The 14,108-nt window shown below is 53.9% G+C and carries 12 protein-coding genes; 5 read left to right on the forward strand and 7 right to left on the reverse strand.

Features of this window, described 5'->3' with window-relative positions; translation table 11 throughout:
- Nucleotides 1-103: 103 nt before the first annotated feature.
- Nucleotides 104-1,192, forward strand: coding sequence for a DNA replication/repair protein RecF (gene recF / locus ACTJIK_RS15660; RefSeq protein WP_440647705.1), 1,089 nt, complete (start codon nt 104-106; stop codon nt 1,190-1,192).
- Nucleotides 1,193-1,195: 3 nt separating this feature from the next.
- Here the strand turns inward: recF and ACTJIK_RS15665 are convergent, their stop codons facing one another.
- A complete protein-coding gene (locus ACTJIK_RS15665) occupies nt 1,196-1,357 on the reverse strand; it encodes a DUF1328 domain-containing protein (RefSeq protein WP_346321068.1) in 162 nt (53 codons plus the stop codon).
- Nucleotides 1,358-1,486: 129 nt separating this feature from the next.
- Between ACTJIK_RS15665 and ACTJIK_RS15670 the strand changes: the two genes are divergently transcribed.
- Nucleotides 1,487-2,767, forward strand: coding sequence for a TCR/Tet family MFS transporter (locus tag ACTJIK_RS15670; protein ID WP_440647708.1), 1,281 nt, complete (start codon nt 1,487-1,489; stop codon nt 2,765-2,767).
- Here ACTJIK_RS15670 and ACTJIK_RS15675 read toward each other — a convergent pair.
- Both ACTJIK_RS15675 and ACTJIK_RS15680 read right to left on the reverse strand, forming a co-directional pair.
- Complete coding sequence (locus ACTJIK_RS15675; protein ID WP_440647710.1) at nt 2,693-3,349, reverse strand: NADPH-dependent F420 reductase; 657 nt, start codon at nt 3,347-3,349, stop codon at nt 2,693-2,695. The two genes, ACTJIK_RS15670 and ACTJIK_RS15675, sit on opposite strands and share 75 nt — an antisense overlap.
- Before the next feature lie 44 nt (nt 3,350-3,393).
- Nucleotides 3,394-4,131 carry a menaquinone biosynthetic enzyme MqnA/MqnD family protein gene (locus ACTJIK_RS15680; protein WP_440647712.1) on the reverse strand — a complete coding sequence of 246 codons (738 nt, stop codon included), beginning with the start codon at nt 4,129-4,131 and terminating at the stop codon, nt 3,394-3,396.
- Between the two features lie 59 nt (nt 4,132-4,190).
- On the opposite strand from ACTJIK_RS15680, the gene purB reads away from it, so the two are divergent.
- Nucleotides 4,191-5,531 (forward strand): adenylosuccinate lyase, encoded by a 1,341-nt coding sequence (purB, locus tag ACTJIK_RS15685; protein ID WP_440647714.1) that lies wholly within the window; start codon nt 4,191-4,193, stop codon nt 5,529-5,531.
- On the forward strand, nt 5,531-5,929 hold the full coding sequence (locus ACTJIK_RS15690) for a thiol-disulfide oxidoreductase DCC family protein (protein WP_440647716.1): 399 nt from the start codon (nt 5,531-5,533) through the stop codon (nt 5,927-5,929). Before purB ends, ACTJIK_RS15690 begins: the two co-directional genes overlap by 1 nt.
- Nucleotides 5,930-6,239: 310 nt before the next feature.
- Here the strand turns inward: ACTJIK_RS15690 and ACTJIK_RS15695 are convergent, their stop codons facing one another.
- On the reverse strand, nt 6,240-7,118 hold the full coding sequence (locus ACTJIK_RS15695; protein WP_440647718.1) for an FKBP-type peptidyl-prolyl cis-trans isomerase: 879 nt from the start codon (nt 7,116-7,118) through the stop codon (nt 6,240-6,242).
- A gap of 124 nt (nt 7,119-7,242) precedes the next feature.
- Nucleotides 7,243-8,247, reverse strand: coding sequence for a DHH family phosphoesterase (locus ACTJIK_RS15700; protein WP_440647720.1), 1,005 nt, complete (start codon nt 8,245-8,247; stop codon nt 7,243-7,245).
- Nucleotides 8,248-8,424: 177 nt separating this feature from the next.
- Here ACTJIK_RS15700 and ACTJIK_RS15705 point away from each other — a divergent pair, with 177 nt between their 5' ends.
- Complete coding sequence (locus ACTJIK_RS15705) at nt 8,425-8,841, forward strand: nucleoside-diphosphate kinase (protein ID WP_440647722.1); 417 nt, start codon at nt 8,425-8,427, stop codon at nt 8,839-8,841.
- 70 nt (nt 8,842-8,911) lie between these two features.
- On the opposite strand, the gene ACTJIK_RS15710 is transcribed toward ACTJIK_RS15705, so the two are convergent.
- Complete coding sequence (locus tag ACTJIK_RS15710; protein ID WP_440647724.1) at nt 8,912-10,144, reverse strand: hypothetical protein; 1,233 nt, start codon at nt 10,142-10,144, stop codon at nt 8,912-8,914.
- Nucleotides 10,145-10,411: 267 nt separating this feature from the next.
- A complete protein-coding gene (locus tag ACTJIK_RS15715) occupies nt 10,412-13,861 on the reverse strand; it encodes a pyruvate carboxylase (protein ID WP_440647726.1) in 3,450 nt (1,149 codons plus the stop codon).
- Between the last annotated feature and the right edge of the window lie 247 nt (nt 13,862-14,108).

Consider the following 14,108-nt stretch of genomic DNA (forward strand, 5'->3'; position numbering starts at 1 on the left):
GCAATTTTGCAGAAGGAAGCGCAAACCTGCTTCCGGGAGCGCAAGATATTGCTCCTCCATGCATTAAAAATATTACTTCATTATATTAATTATTCCGGCCAGATTGCTTTCCGTTTCCAAAATATCACTCACCCAGTTCAAGAATTACGAGTCCCGCAGCTTCCGGTTCACCTCCCGGATAGTCGGCATCACCGGCCGGAACGGCTCCGGCAAAACCAACCTGCTGGATGCGATCTATTATCTCTGCTTCACCAAAAGTTATTTCAGCACCACGGAAAGCCAGAACGTGCAGTATACCATGAACGGGTTCAGGCTGGAAGCCAGCCTGCAAAGGCATTTGAAAGAAGAGAAGATCGTGTGCACCGTGAAGGACGGGAAAAAGGACATTGCGCTCAACGACGAGCCCTACGATAAATTCTCCCGCCACATCGGGCAGTTTCCTGCCGTGATGATCGCGCCTGACGATGCCGAGATCATCCTCGGGGGCAGCGAAGACCGCCGCCGCTGGCTGGATGCGCTGCTTTCACAACTTATTCCCGGTTACCTGGACCACCTGATCGCCTATCATAAAATTTTACAGCAGCGCAACAGCCTGCTGAAGGCCATGCCCAGCATGAGCCATTCGCCGGACCCGCTGCTGGACGTTTTTGATGAACAACTGGTACAACATGGGGTACCCGTGTTCGAAGCAAGGAAGGATTTCCTGGAAACGTTCGTCGGGAAGGTGCAGGACCGCTACGATTACCTGGCCGGGAAGCATGAGACCGTTGCTTTCCGCTACCAGAGCCAGCTGCTGGAACAACCGCTGGCCGTGCTGCTGGCGGCCAGCCGCCTGCGCGATAAACAGCTGCAGCGCACCACGCAGGGCATTCACCGCGACGACCTGCTGTTCCTGCTGGACGAGCATCTCATGAAAACCAGCGCGTCGCAGGGCCAGCGCAAGAGTTTCCTGTTCGCGCTCAAACTGGCGCAATACGAGGCTATCCGCGCGCACAAACACTTCTCCCCCATCCTGCTGCTGGACGACGTGTTCGAAAAGCTGGACCAGGAGCGGGTTTCGAGGCTTATTGCATTAGTGCAGGGGCCCGATTACGGGCAGGTGTTCATTACCGATACGCATGGAGACAGGCTCCGCGCCGCTTTTGCGGACAATCCCGGTGTGATCCAGCTGATATCCATGCAGGAAGAATAAGCGCTACCGCCGCATCAGGCCCGCTATCAGGGAAATCAGGAAAAGCACTATAAAAATAAAGAAGAGGATCTTGGCGATGGACACAGCGCCGGCCGCAATGCCGCCGAAACCGAAGATGGCCGCCACGATGGCGATGATCAGGAAAATAACTGCCCAGCGTAACATAATCAAGGTTTTTAAGGTTAAACAATATCGCTATATCCTTCCTTTTACAATTATCATTCCACGAATGCAGTTGGACATTTATTCCGCGGCCCGCATGTAAATACGGTTAATTTTGCGCAAATTCTTCATATGATACGCAGGCAGGCGGGGCCATTGACCTTTATTTTCTTCACTTTACTCATTGACTTTATCGGCTTCGGCATTATTGCGCCTGTGGTCCCCAAGCTGATCGGGCAGCTGATCAACGGCAACATGAGCGATGCGTCTCAATACGGCGGCTGGCTGACCTTTGCCTATGCGTTCGTGCAATTCTTCTTCGCTCCCGTTCTCGGCGGCCTCAGCGATAAATACGGCCGCAGGCCCGTATTGCTCGTTTCCATGTTCGGCATGGGCATAGATTACCTGTTCCTGGCCTTTGCGCCTTCCATTGCCTGGCTGTTCGTGGGCCGCATCCTGCTGGGCGTTACCGGCGCGAGCATGACGGCCGCTTCCGCTTATATTGCAGACATCAGCACACCTGAAAAGCGCGCGCAGAATTTCGGGCTGATCGGGATGGCACTGGGCCTGGGCTTTATTCTGGGCCCGATGATCGGGGGATTTATGAGCGGCCACTGGGGCGTGCGCGCACCTTTCCTGCTCGCGGCAGGTCTTTCGCTGCTGAACTGGCTGTATGGCTTTTTCATCCTGCCCGAATCCCTCAAAAAAGAGAACCGGCGTGCGTTTGACTGGAAACGGGCCAATCCCGTGGGGGCGCTCCTGCAGATCCGCAAATACCAGAAGGTGTATTCCCTGCTGGGCGCCATAGCGCTCGTTTTTACAGCCGTTCATTCCATCCAGAGCAACTGGACCTACTTTACCATGTATAAATTCAGGTGGACCGAAGAGATGGTCGGCTTATCCCTTTCCTTCTCAGGCCTGATGCTGGCCATTGTGCAGGGAGGGCTTATCAGGGCCGTATTGCCGAAGCTGGGCTATCACCGGGCGGTGTATATCGGGCTGCTGATCTATGGCATGAGCTTTATTTTATTCGGCATGGCCACGGAAGGCTGGATGATGTTTGCCGTGCTGGTTATTTACAGCATGGGCGGCATTTTCGGGCCCAGCCTGCAGGGCGTGATCAGCAACCAGGTGCCGGCCAACGAACAGGGGGAATTGCAGGGAGCTTTTACAAGTCTCATCAGTCTTACCAATATCATCGGCCCGCTGCTGATGACGGGCCTTTTTCATTATTTCACGAAAGAAAGCAGGCCTTTCCATTTCCCGGCCGCGCCTTTTTATATGAGCGCTTTGCTCACGCTCACCGCCGCGGCGCTGGCCATCCGGAGCTTCCGCCTGTCACTTCCGCAAAAGACCAAAAGCGTGGTTCCAGCTGCCGCTCCTGAAGCCGTAAGCGAACCAGAGCACGTATAACGATTCCAGGTGGCGGCTCATATCGATGCCGCCGGTATCTATGATATCTTTCCAGCCCATCTGGCTGAGCAGGTCCGACACGGCCAGCTTGGCCAGGTCGTCGTTCCCCGCTATCAGCATTGCCGGCAGCCCCTGTGAGAACTGCGGGTTCACCATCAGCCCGCTGCCCACCGTATTGAGGGCTTTCACCACATGCGCTTCCTGCAGCCAGGCCTGCACCTGTTCCCCGCCGGAAGCCGCGCTGCCCGTAGGCACATAATGAAGGCGGCCCGTTTTATCGGGCTCTTTGCCGTTCAGCGGGTTGGTAACGTCTACCAGTATCTTTTTCTTGAAATTCCAGATGCCGGCCATTTCCACGGCTTCTTTAGTGCCCTGCCAGCTGGTGCAGAGGAAAATGACCTCCCCGAAGGCTGCCGCTTCCGAATAAGGGCCCGTGCTGACGCCGCTGTGCTCTTTCCGCCACTTCTCCAGCGATTCCTTGCCGGTATGGCGGGTGCCGATCACCACAGCATGCCCGAGGCGCGAAAGGCCGGCAGCAAGCGTGGTGCCCGCCGCGCCCGATCCAAGGATAGCGATTTTCATACTACCAGGATTTAGTATGGTAAGTTACACAAAAGCCCCGGCATTTATTGCAGGTAAGAGAGGAAGCGCTGCATGCCCTGCCGTTTGGCGGGCGTTAAGCGGTAGCTGATATTTTGCGTATAATAGGCCGTAAGGTCATAATCGGGGCTGCTGTTCTCCGCCACCACCGCAGGCAGGCTGTTCAGCCCGATGCTGTTGGCGTCGTTGAAGAGCTGGATGAACTCTATCGGCAAAGGTTTGTTGCTGATCCATGCGGCAAATACGAAAGGGAGGCTGGTGAACCGCATCCAGGCTTCCGCCAGATCGTAGATAAAAGGCGAAATATGGCGTTGTTTCAGCGCCCGGTCCCCTATCACCAGCCCGGCGTCCGTACCTTTGATGAGATCTTCGTAGCCGCCGGTAGTTTCCACGAATTCCACGTTCAGCTTCCAGTAATCGCGCACCAGCACTTTCAGCAGGGCCACGGAAGTGCGGCTCTGGTAATCGAGGTAAATTCGTTTGATCTCCTGCAGGGGCACTTCGCTGAAAAGGCAAACTGACGCCACCGGGCCTTCGGCGCCGATGCAGAAATCCGCGATAATATGATATTCTTTCAGTTTAGGGATAATAGCCACGGGCACCAGCGCTACATCCACCTCGCCGTCTATCAGCTGCCGCGCAATTTTTGCGGGGTAATCCATCGTAAGTTCCATGGACCGGAGCACTTTATGATCCTTAAATCCGTACAACAAAGGCTTCGTATTCAGATAACTGACTGCCGCTACTTTTACTTTCCGTTCCAATTTCTGTAATTTTGAGCCTGCTAAAATACAGGAATTTTATTTGACAGGATAATCAATACATGATGCAATTACAAGCTTTAACTGCTATTTCCCCGGTAGACGGGCGTTACAGGGGTCAACTGGAAGAACTGGCGCCCTATTTTTCCGAGTTCGCGTTGATTCGTTACCGTGTACAGGTGGAGGTGGAATACTTCATTGCCCTGTCTGAACAGAAGCTTTTTTCGATCCCCAAAGCCAGGATCCCCGCCCTCCGCAGGATCTACCAGGAGTTTTCCCTCGAAAACGCCCAGCTGGTGAAGGAAACGGAAAAAGTGACGAACCACGACGTAAAAGCCGTGGAATACTTCCTCAAGAACGAAATGAAGAACCTGGGACTGGAAGACAAACTGGAATGGGTACATTTCGGCCTCACTTCCCAGGATGTGAACAATACCGCCACGCCGCTGCTCTGGAAAGAAGCGGTGGAACACGTGTACCTTCCCGCCGTCGCCAACCTCATCCTTCACCTGAAGAAGCTCGCCAAAGAATGGAAGGACGTACCCATGCTGGCGCGCACACACGGCCAGCCCGCTTCCCCTACCCGCCTCGGCAAGGAAATACAGGTGTTCGTTGAAAGGCTTGAAGGACAGGTGAAGCTGCTGGCAGACATTCCTTTCGCGGCCAAATTCGGCGGCGCCACCGGGAATTTCAATGCGCATCATGTGGCTTTCCCTTCCGTGAACTGGGAGAAATTCGGCAACAAGTTCGTGAACAACGTGCTGGGCCTGCAACGCATGCAATTCACCACGCAGATAGAGCACTACGACAATATCGCCGCGCAGTTCGATACCCTGAAGAGGGTGAACAACATCCTCGTGGATTTCGCGCGCGATGTGTGGACGTACATTTCCATGGATTATTTCAAGCAAAAGATCAAAAAGAACGAAGTAGGTTCTTCCGCCATGCCGCATAAGGTCAACCCGATCGACTTCGAGAACGCTGAAGGCAACCTGGGCCTGGCCAACGCCATCTTCGAACACCTGAGCGCCAAGCTGCCCATCAGCCGCCTCCAGCGCGATCTTACGGACTCCACCGTGCTGCGCAACGTGGGCGTGCCTTTCGCGCATACGCTGCTGGCGTTCAAGAGCCTGGATAAAGGCCTGAACAAACTGATCCTGAACGCCGCCAAACTGCACGAAGACCTTGAGCGCAACTGGGCTGTAGTGGCGGAAGCCATCCAGACCGTGCTGCGCCGCGAAAACTATCCGGCTCCTTACGAAGCGCTGAAAGAGCTGACCCGTGGCGGCGACCAGATCACGCAAAAGACCATGCACAAATTCATTGACGGGCTGAAGATCAGCGCAGCGCTCAAAAAAGAGCTGAAAGCCATTAGCCCGCACAATTATACCGGTATTCATTAATGGAACAAGCCATCATACTGTTCGACGGGGTATGCAATTTCTGTAATGCCAGCGTGAACTTCGTGATCCGGCGCGACAAACATGACCGCTTCCGCTTTGCGCCGCTGCAATCAGCCGTGGGACAAGCTTTGCAGGAACAATACCGGTTAGATCCCGCCGCGCTGGATACATTCATACTGGTGGAGAACGGGCGGGTATACGGAAAAAGCACGGCGGCCCTGAAAGTGGCCTGCAGGCTGGGTTTCCCGGTGAATATGGCGTATGGTCTTATGATCGTTCCGCGTTTCCTGCGGGATGCGGCGTACCGCCTGGTGGCGAAGAACCGCTATAAATGGTTTGGCAGACAGGAAACCTGTATGGTGCCGGATGAGCGCGTCAGGCAGAAGTTTATGCAATGAAGCTGATACATTGCAGAAGAATGCCCGTATCAATGCTGTACTTCCCTGACACCGGAAAATGAATTTCCGGGCGTCAAAAGTGATACCACGTATCAAAATTGATACAAACCGGTAATAAAAGTGATACGATCCGGTAACAAAAGTGATATACAACGCCTTAAAGTACCTTTTTCCCCGGGTTTAACCGGGGTTTGACACGGGGATGATACGGGGTTGCCGCGTCCCGCATACGGTTTTACACCCTTGTTAATATTCACAAAAAAGGCCGGCCCATAACGGGCCGGCCTGTATATATTGATTCATTCACAGATTACTTGGCGGGAGCTGCTGCAGCAGGCGCAGGAGCTGCGGGGGCTGCGGCGGCTTTCACGTCCAGCAGTTCCACGTCGAACACGAGGATGCTGTTGGGCTTGATAACGGGGCCGGAACCCTGCAGGCCGTAAGCCAGGGAAGAAGGGATCACCAGCGTGGCTTTGGAACCTTTTTTCAGCTGGGCCAGCGCATCGTCCCATCCCGGGATAACACGGCCTTCGCCTACGTTGAATTTCAGGGGCTCCAGCGGCATACCGGGGCGGATCGTTGAATCCACATTGGAATCGAACTTGGTACCGTCCATCAGTTTACCGGTATAATTTACGGTCACTTCGTCACCAGCTTTTGCCTGTTCGCCGGTACCTTCCTGGGTTACAGCAATGTGTACGCCCTTGGGGGATTTGGTGGTTTTCAGGTTGTTCTTCTGGATGTATTCAGCGATCTCTTTTTCTTCTTTTGCGTTCTGCGTAGCGGCGGCGTATTTGCTTTCCACTACGAAGGCCACTTTCATCACATCGCCTTTCTTAGCCATGGGAGGCATCTGGGGCATGGAATCCACGGGCAGTACGAATACGGCGCTGTCGCCCTCGGAGAGCATGGCAAAACCGTCCATCAGGTCGTATTTGTCCCGTGAATCGGTGATTACCAGCGGCAGCGCGCTGCCTTGCTGCTGGCGGGAACTCATCAGCAGGGAATCGTTCAGGTAAGAAGCGAAATGCACCAGCACGGTGTCACCTTTCTTCAGTTTCTCTCCTTTACCGGCTTTTTCGATAGTAAAGGCGATGCCGCCCGGCGTTTTTTTCGGGCCGCTTTTACCACAACTAGCCAGCGCCAGGGCTCCCAGTGATGCAGCAAGTAACAGGTTGTTCTTTTTCATTTTAACTTTTTGATTTTTACGGGCAAATGGGATCTGTGATCTCATCTGTAATTTTTGATTTATGGGCAAGATGAAACCTACCGGTCTCATCTTAGCATTTTTGTTCTGAAGTGTTGTATGATTACTATTGTAACAAATCCTCATTTTCGTGCATCGCTTTCAGGAAGCGCTGTACGGTTTTATCCAGCGGGTCTGTGCTGCGGCCGCCGGAAGCGTTGAAGTGCCCCCCTCCCTCGAAATATTTACGCGCGAAGGTGTTCACGTCAAAGTTGCCTTTGGAACGGAAAGAGAGCTTTACCTCGCTGTTCCGGTCGATGATCAGCGCTGCTAATTTAATGCCTTGGATGGACAAAAGGAAATTTACCAATCCTTCCGTATCCCCCGTTTGCAGGTCGAACCGCTTCAGATCGCTGTAAGGGATGGCCATAATGGCCGTATTGGTCTCATAAAACACCTCCATCCGGTTCAAAAGGCTGTGGCCGATGAAGCGCAGGCGGTTTTCGAGGAAATTGTCATAAATAGCCTGGTGGATGTACTCATGTTCCAGCCCTCTTTCCAGCAGATCGGCCACCATGCGGTGAACGCGGGCCGAAGTGGACGCGAAACGGAACGAACCGGTGTCCGTCATGGTACCGGCGTAGATACACTGGGCAATGTCATTATCGATATAGTGCTCATCCCCAAGGCGGTAGATGATCTCGTAGACGAGTAAAGCGGTAGAGGCCGCGGAGGTATCGCTGATGCCGTAATCGAAATCCGGAGAGGGTTCCAGGTGATGGTCCACCAGCACTTTCACGCATTGCAGCCTGTCCAGGTGAGGTTCCAGGTTCTTGGTGCGGCTCATGGTGTTGAAATCCAGGCAAAAGAGCATTTCCACGCCTTCCAGGGCCTTCAGCGCCTTTTCCTGTGCGGATTCAAAATCCAGGACGTTTTCGCTGCCGGGCATCCATTTCAGGAAATCCGGGAAATTGGTCGGGGAAATGACCGTTACGTCGTGCCCCTTACGGCGCAGGTAGTGGTACATCGCGAGCGAAGAGCCCATAGCATCGGCATCGGGTTTCTGATGCATTGTTACCACCACTTTTTTGGGGCTGTCAAGCAGCGGCTTAATTTCCTCGATCGGCTTCATTCCTATTACTGTAATTTTAATGTACAAGGCGTTTGCAGCCACCTGCCTCCGTTCGTGCAAACGAAGTGCGAAGTTCTTCATTTGAGCCAGAATTTCAAAATTTTTTACTGCTAAACAAAATCTGTTTACTTTTGCGGCGCAATACGGTTTTACCAAGTATAACGACTAATTCACAATATGAGCAACAGAACATTTACCATGATCAAGCCCGATGCAGTTCAGAACGGGCATATCGGCGGCATCCTGGACAAGATCTGCGCAGCAGGTTTCCGGATCGTAGCGATGAAACTGACCCGCCTGAGCGCCGACAAGGCCGGCGAATTCTATGCCGTTCACAAGGAAAGGCCTTTTTACGGTGAGCTGGTTGAGTTCATGAGCAGCGGTCACATTGTAGCCGCCATCCTGGAGAAAGACAATGCCGTGGAAGATTTCCGCAAGCTGATCGGCGCTACCAACCCCGCACAGGCCGAGGAAGGCACCATCCGCAAGATCTATGCTGAATCCATCGGCCGTAACGCCGTTCATGGTTCCGATTCGGACGAGAACGCCGCGATCGAAGGCAACTTCTTCTTTAGCGGGCTGGAGAAATTCTAAGCCAGGCTCAAGTTAAAATAATAAAGGCGGTCTGTTAAAGACCGCCTTTTTATGCTGTATATCTCCCTGCTCACCAGCTTTTGAGCGCTGTAAACCGGCCTTCGATCTTCGCGGTGTTCTTATGACCCACCCCATACCCTGAGGGATCCATCAGGAACGTGCCCTTCACCCAGCCGTCCTGTTCACCGAGGCTGGTGACCGTTATGCCGCCGGGGCTCATAATGATGTTATTATTTACATCCACATAAAAGCAGCCGTAAGAATTGCCGCCTGTGATCAGGTATTGCGCATTATTGCCGCCACCGTCAAAAATATTATAACGGTGCGTGCCCAGGCCGCCATCCCATGAGAGGCTGACGTACTGCTTTTTTTCATCCCCATCCGCATTGGAGATATAATACCTGTTCCCGTCTTTCACTGCGGGCGATGCAGCAAATTTCTGCCAGGCGCCGCCGTTCACCCGCAGCTCTATTTCCCCGTCTATGATCCTGATATGCGCCACCAGCAGGTACACACCTTTTGCACCCCAATCTATCCTTACATCAATGGCCACCGGGTTGGGATTAGCGGGCGCCGTGGCGGGAGCCGTATATGTTCCTTCCGGCCCCGCGGCCACAAGCCGGCCGGCGCCCACCAGGCTCCATTCCTTTATGTAGCTGTTCACATTGCTGCTGCGCTCGCCGATCGGTATTTCATCATGTTCCGCGTTTATCAGAAAGAGGTCCGCATACACCGTCAGTTCTGCAGACTTTGTTACGGGCAACGTATAAGCACTGGCTACCAGTTCGAAGCATCTAAAAAAACTCCAGTCGCTGAAGTGTGTGGCATTGACGGTTACCGTCTTTCCCGTTTTGTTCAGCGTGCTGGCGGTAATGCTCATCCAGACGCCTTTTTCGTTCCGGTAAGCAATACCCAGCGCTTCGGGCACTGTGCCGCGCAGGTCTTCATCCGAGTAATTGAATGTAATACTGACCGGTTTTGAAAAAGTAACGTTGTGCGGTTCAAGCCTGTACCCCTTGCCTGTTCCAAGAGGATTGGTGTTGCTGATGCGCTCGATGCTCACGGTCTGGTTACCGCTGAGCGCGCCGGCCGGTATGGTGATTTTAATTTTGCCGTCGTTGCTGGAGATATCGCCTCCTGCTGCACCGATTACCTTCTGGGCTTTGGGAGTGCCGTCCGGGATGCCTGCTTCGGTTACTTTTCCTCCGGGCAGCTGCGGCTTGTCCTGCTTATTGTCTTTTTTGCATGCCAGCAGCGAAAGACCTATGAGCACCGGTACAAGGAAATTTAAAGATCTTTTCATGAACATTGTGTATTTGGTTTTGGATTCAGCGCGGAACGCTGCGGGGTTCTGAATGGGGCAAAAGTAAATTTCCGGATGGCTGAAAAGTAGCTGCGGGCGCTGAAAGGAAGGATGGGTTGTGTGATATGTGGATACAGCCCGCCGGGCTGAAAAAATCACCGCAACAGCAAGACATTTTGCAGCGTTTTTTAACCACCGGGACCAATAAAAAACGGCCTCACGCAAACACGTGAGGCCGTCCCATATAATGCATTATACATAATCTACTTACTCCAGCTCCACCACCAGATCATCCTGCTGCACCATCGTCCCTTCCCGCAAATGGATCGTTTTCACTTTTGTATCGCGTGTGGCCGTTACCGTTGTTTCCATTTTCATAGCTTCGATAATGAACAGCGGCGTGTTCGCGCTGATGCTGTCGCCGGATTTTACCAGCAGCTTGGACAGCTTGCCCTGCAGCGGCGCGCCCACTTCAAGGTCTGGATTGCTGACCTTTTTGTTGACGGGGATCTCGCTTTTTACCGAGCGGTCGCGCACCTGCACGCGGCGGGTGTAACCGTTCAGCTCGAACACCACGGTGCGCATGCCGCTTTCGTCTGCCGGCAATACATACAGCAGCTTCACGATGATGGTCTTACCTTTGCTGAGGGTGATCAGTATCTCCTCTCCCAGCCTGAGCCCGTAGAAGAACGCGGGTGTGGGAATGGCTTCCACGTTGCCGTACACCTGGGCATGCTGGTAATATTCATCGAACACTTTCGGGAACATATGGTAGCTCAGGTAATCCAGGAACTCGGCCAGCGGGTATTTCAGCTGGAAGGCCGCGAAGTCGCTATCGAAGTCCACGGGGGCGAGATGCGCATTGGGTTTGCCGTTCAGCGGCTGCTGCCCTTTCAGCACGATCTTTTGCAGCTTGGGCGGGAAACCGCCGTAAGGCTGGCCGATCTCGCCTTTGAAGAAACCCTGTACAGACGCGGGGAAGGCCAGGTTGCGCGATTCGTCGAGCACGTCGGCGGCGGTCAGGTTGTTGGAGGTCATGAACAGCGCCATATCCCCCACTACTTTCGAGCTGGGCGTTACTTTCACGATGTCGCCGAACAGCTGGTTCACCACGGCGTAGTTGTGTTTGATGGTTTCCAGCTTGTCGCCGAGACCTAGCGATTCGGCCTGCTGGCGCAGGTTGGAATACTGTCCGCCGGGAATTTCATTCTCATACACCTGCGCGGTGCCGGCTTTCATATCGGATTCGAAGGGATAGTAATACTCGCGTACGTCTTCCCAGTAATTGCTGTATTCGTTGAGCGAAGCCAGGTTCATGGGCTGGCTGCGTTCGTGGCCTTCCAGGATGGCGGCCATGGCATTGAGGTTAGGCTGCGAAGTGAGCCCGCTGAGCGATGCAATGGCACAGTCCACCACGTTCACGCCCGCCTCGATGGCTTTGAGGTAGGTGGCTGCCTGAACGGATGCCGTGTCGTGCGTATGCAGCACCACGGGCACCTTCACCGCTTCGCGCAGGGAGCTTACCAGCACGGTGGCCGCCTGCGGTTTGAGCAGGCCCGCCATGTCCTTGATGCAGAGCATGTGCGCACCCGCGTCTTCCAGGCGTTTGGCGAGGTCCAGGTAATAATTGAGGGTGTATTTGCTGTTATCCTTGCTGAGGATGTCTCCAGTGTAGCTAATGGCGGCCTGTGCCAGCGAGGTGGTGTTGTTGCGCACAAAACCAATGCTGGGCGTCATGGCGCCGATGTCGTTGAGGGAATCGAAGATGCGGAAGACGTCGATACCGTTCTCCGCCGCTTTTTCGATGAATTTCGCGACGAGGTTTTCCGGGTAAGCGGAATACCCTACTGCGTTGGAGCCGCGGAACAGCATCTGCAGCAGCACGTTGGGCATGGCCTCGCGCATGAGCTGCAGCCTGCGCCAGGGGCACTCGTGCAGGAAGCGCATCGCCACATCGAAGGTGGCGCCGCCCCATACTTCCATGGAAAAGATCTGCGGGTTGTTGCGGGTATAGCCTTCGGCTACGGACAGTATATCCTTGGTGCGCACGCGGGTGGCCAGCAGGCTCTGGTGCGCATCGCGGTAGGTGGTATCTGTAAAATAAACGGGCTTTTCGTTGCGCAGCCACTGGCTGAATCCTTCACGGCCCATTTGCAGCAGCTTGTTGCGGCTGCCTTCCGGCACAGGGGCCAGCGGGTCGAAGGAAGGAACATGCGGGGTGCGGAATTTGCGGCCGTCGTGCTTGCCTTTTACGTCGGGGTGGCCGTTCACGGTCACATCCGCGATGTACATCAGCGTTTTGGTAGCGCGGTCGCGGATGGGCGAAAGTTTGAACAGCTCGGGGTGCTGGTCGATGAAACTCACGGTACAGTTGCCTTTGCGGAAGGTATCATGGGTGATCACGTTCTCCAGGAAGCGGATATTCGTTTTCACGCCCCTGATCCTGAACTCCTTCAGGGTACGGAGCAGGCGGCTGGCCGCGCCGCTGAGCGTACGGCCCGATGCGGTCACTTTCACCAGCATGGAATCGAAGAAGGGCGAGATCTTCACGCCGGAATAAGCGCTGCCTTCATCGAGCCTGATGCCGAAGCCGCCGGCATTGCGGTAAGCGATCACGGTGCCATAGTCCGGAGTGAAGTTGTTCTCCGGGTCTTCCGTCGTTACGCGGCACTGGATGGCAAAACCGTTGAGGCGCACATCGTCCTGGCTTTTGAGGAAGATCTCCGGGTCTGACAGGTGATGCCCTTTGGCAATGAGTATCTGTGAACGCACTATGTCGATGCCGGTCACTTCTTCGGTTACCGTATGCTCCACCTGGATGCGCGGGTTCACTTCAATGAAGTATACCTTGTTCTGGCGGTCTACCAGGAACTCCACGGTACCGACGTTATTATATTTTACTTCGCGGGCTAACGCCAACGCATATTCGTAAATTTCATTCCTTGTTTCAACGGGCAGGTTGGGCGAAGGGGCGATCTCCACCACTTTCTGAAAACGGCGCTGCACGGAGCAGTCGCGCTCGTAGAGGTGAACGATGTTGCCGTGGTTATCCCCCATCAGCTGCACTTCGATGTGCTTGGGCTCTTCAATGAATTTTTCGATGAAGATGGTATCGTCGCCGAATGCTTTACCGGCTTCGCTGCGGGCTTCCAGGAAGGATTTCTCCAGCTGGCTGGCGTCGCGCACTACGCGCATGCCGCGCCCGCCGCCGCCTGATGCGGCTTTGAGGATCACGGGAAGACCGATGCGGGCGGCTTCCTTTTTAACGGTCTCCACATCGTCCAGCTTCACCTGGCTGTCTTCGATCAGCGGTACTTTCACCCTGCGGGCCAGGGTTTTGGCGGCTACTTTATCGCCGAGCTGCGCCATTACTTCCGGATCGGGACCGACGAAAATAATACCTTCTTCCTTGCAGCGGCGCGCAAAGGTCACGTTTTCGCTGAGGAAACCGTAGCCCGGGTGAATAGCGTCCACCTGCTGCGTCTTGGCCAGGTGAATGATGGCTTCAATGTCCAGGTACGGCTTCAGGGGCTCTTCGTCTTTTCCTATCTGGTAAGCTTCGTCCGCCTTGTAACGATGGAGGGAATAACGGTCTTCATACGTGAAGATCGCCACGGTCCTGATCCTTAATTCCGAGGCTGCTCTTAAAATCCGCACGGCAATCTCGCCGCGGTTAGCTACTAACAGCTTGTGTATCCTTTTTAGCGAATCCGACATAACAGTGGTTTGGCAGTCAATATAACATTTATGCTAAAAATCAGCGGGCATAAAAGTAGTAAAAGAAACCTGTTTTTTCTTTGTTTATTTCTAAAAATAGCATGCAAACCATAAAATATATTCAAACATGACCAGTTTAACAGCCTTTTTGTCCAAAAAGAAGTCAAATGATATAAATATTATATAATACGAGATAAACGGTGTGTATGGAATACGCTATGGCCGCGGGTATTGGCGGATCGCTCAA

This window comes from Chitinophaga sp. 22620 (assembly GCF_052044405.1).
Classification (GTDB): Bacteria; Bacteroidota; Bacteroidia; order Chitinophagales; family Chitinophagaceae; genus Chitinophaga.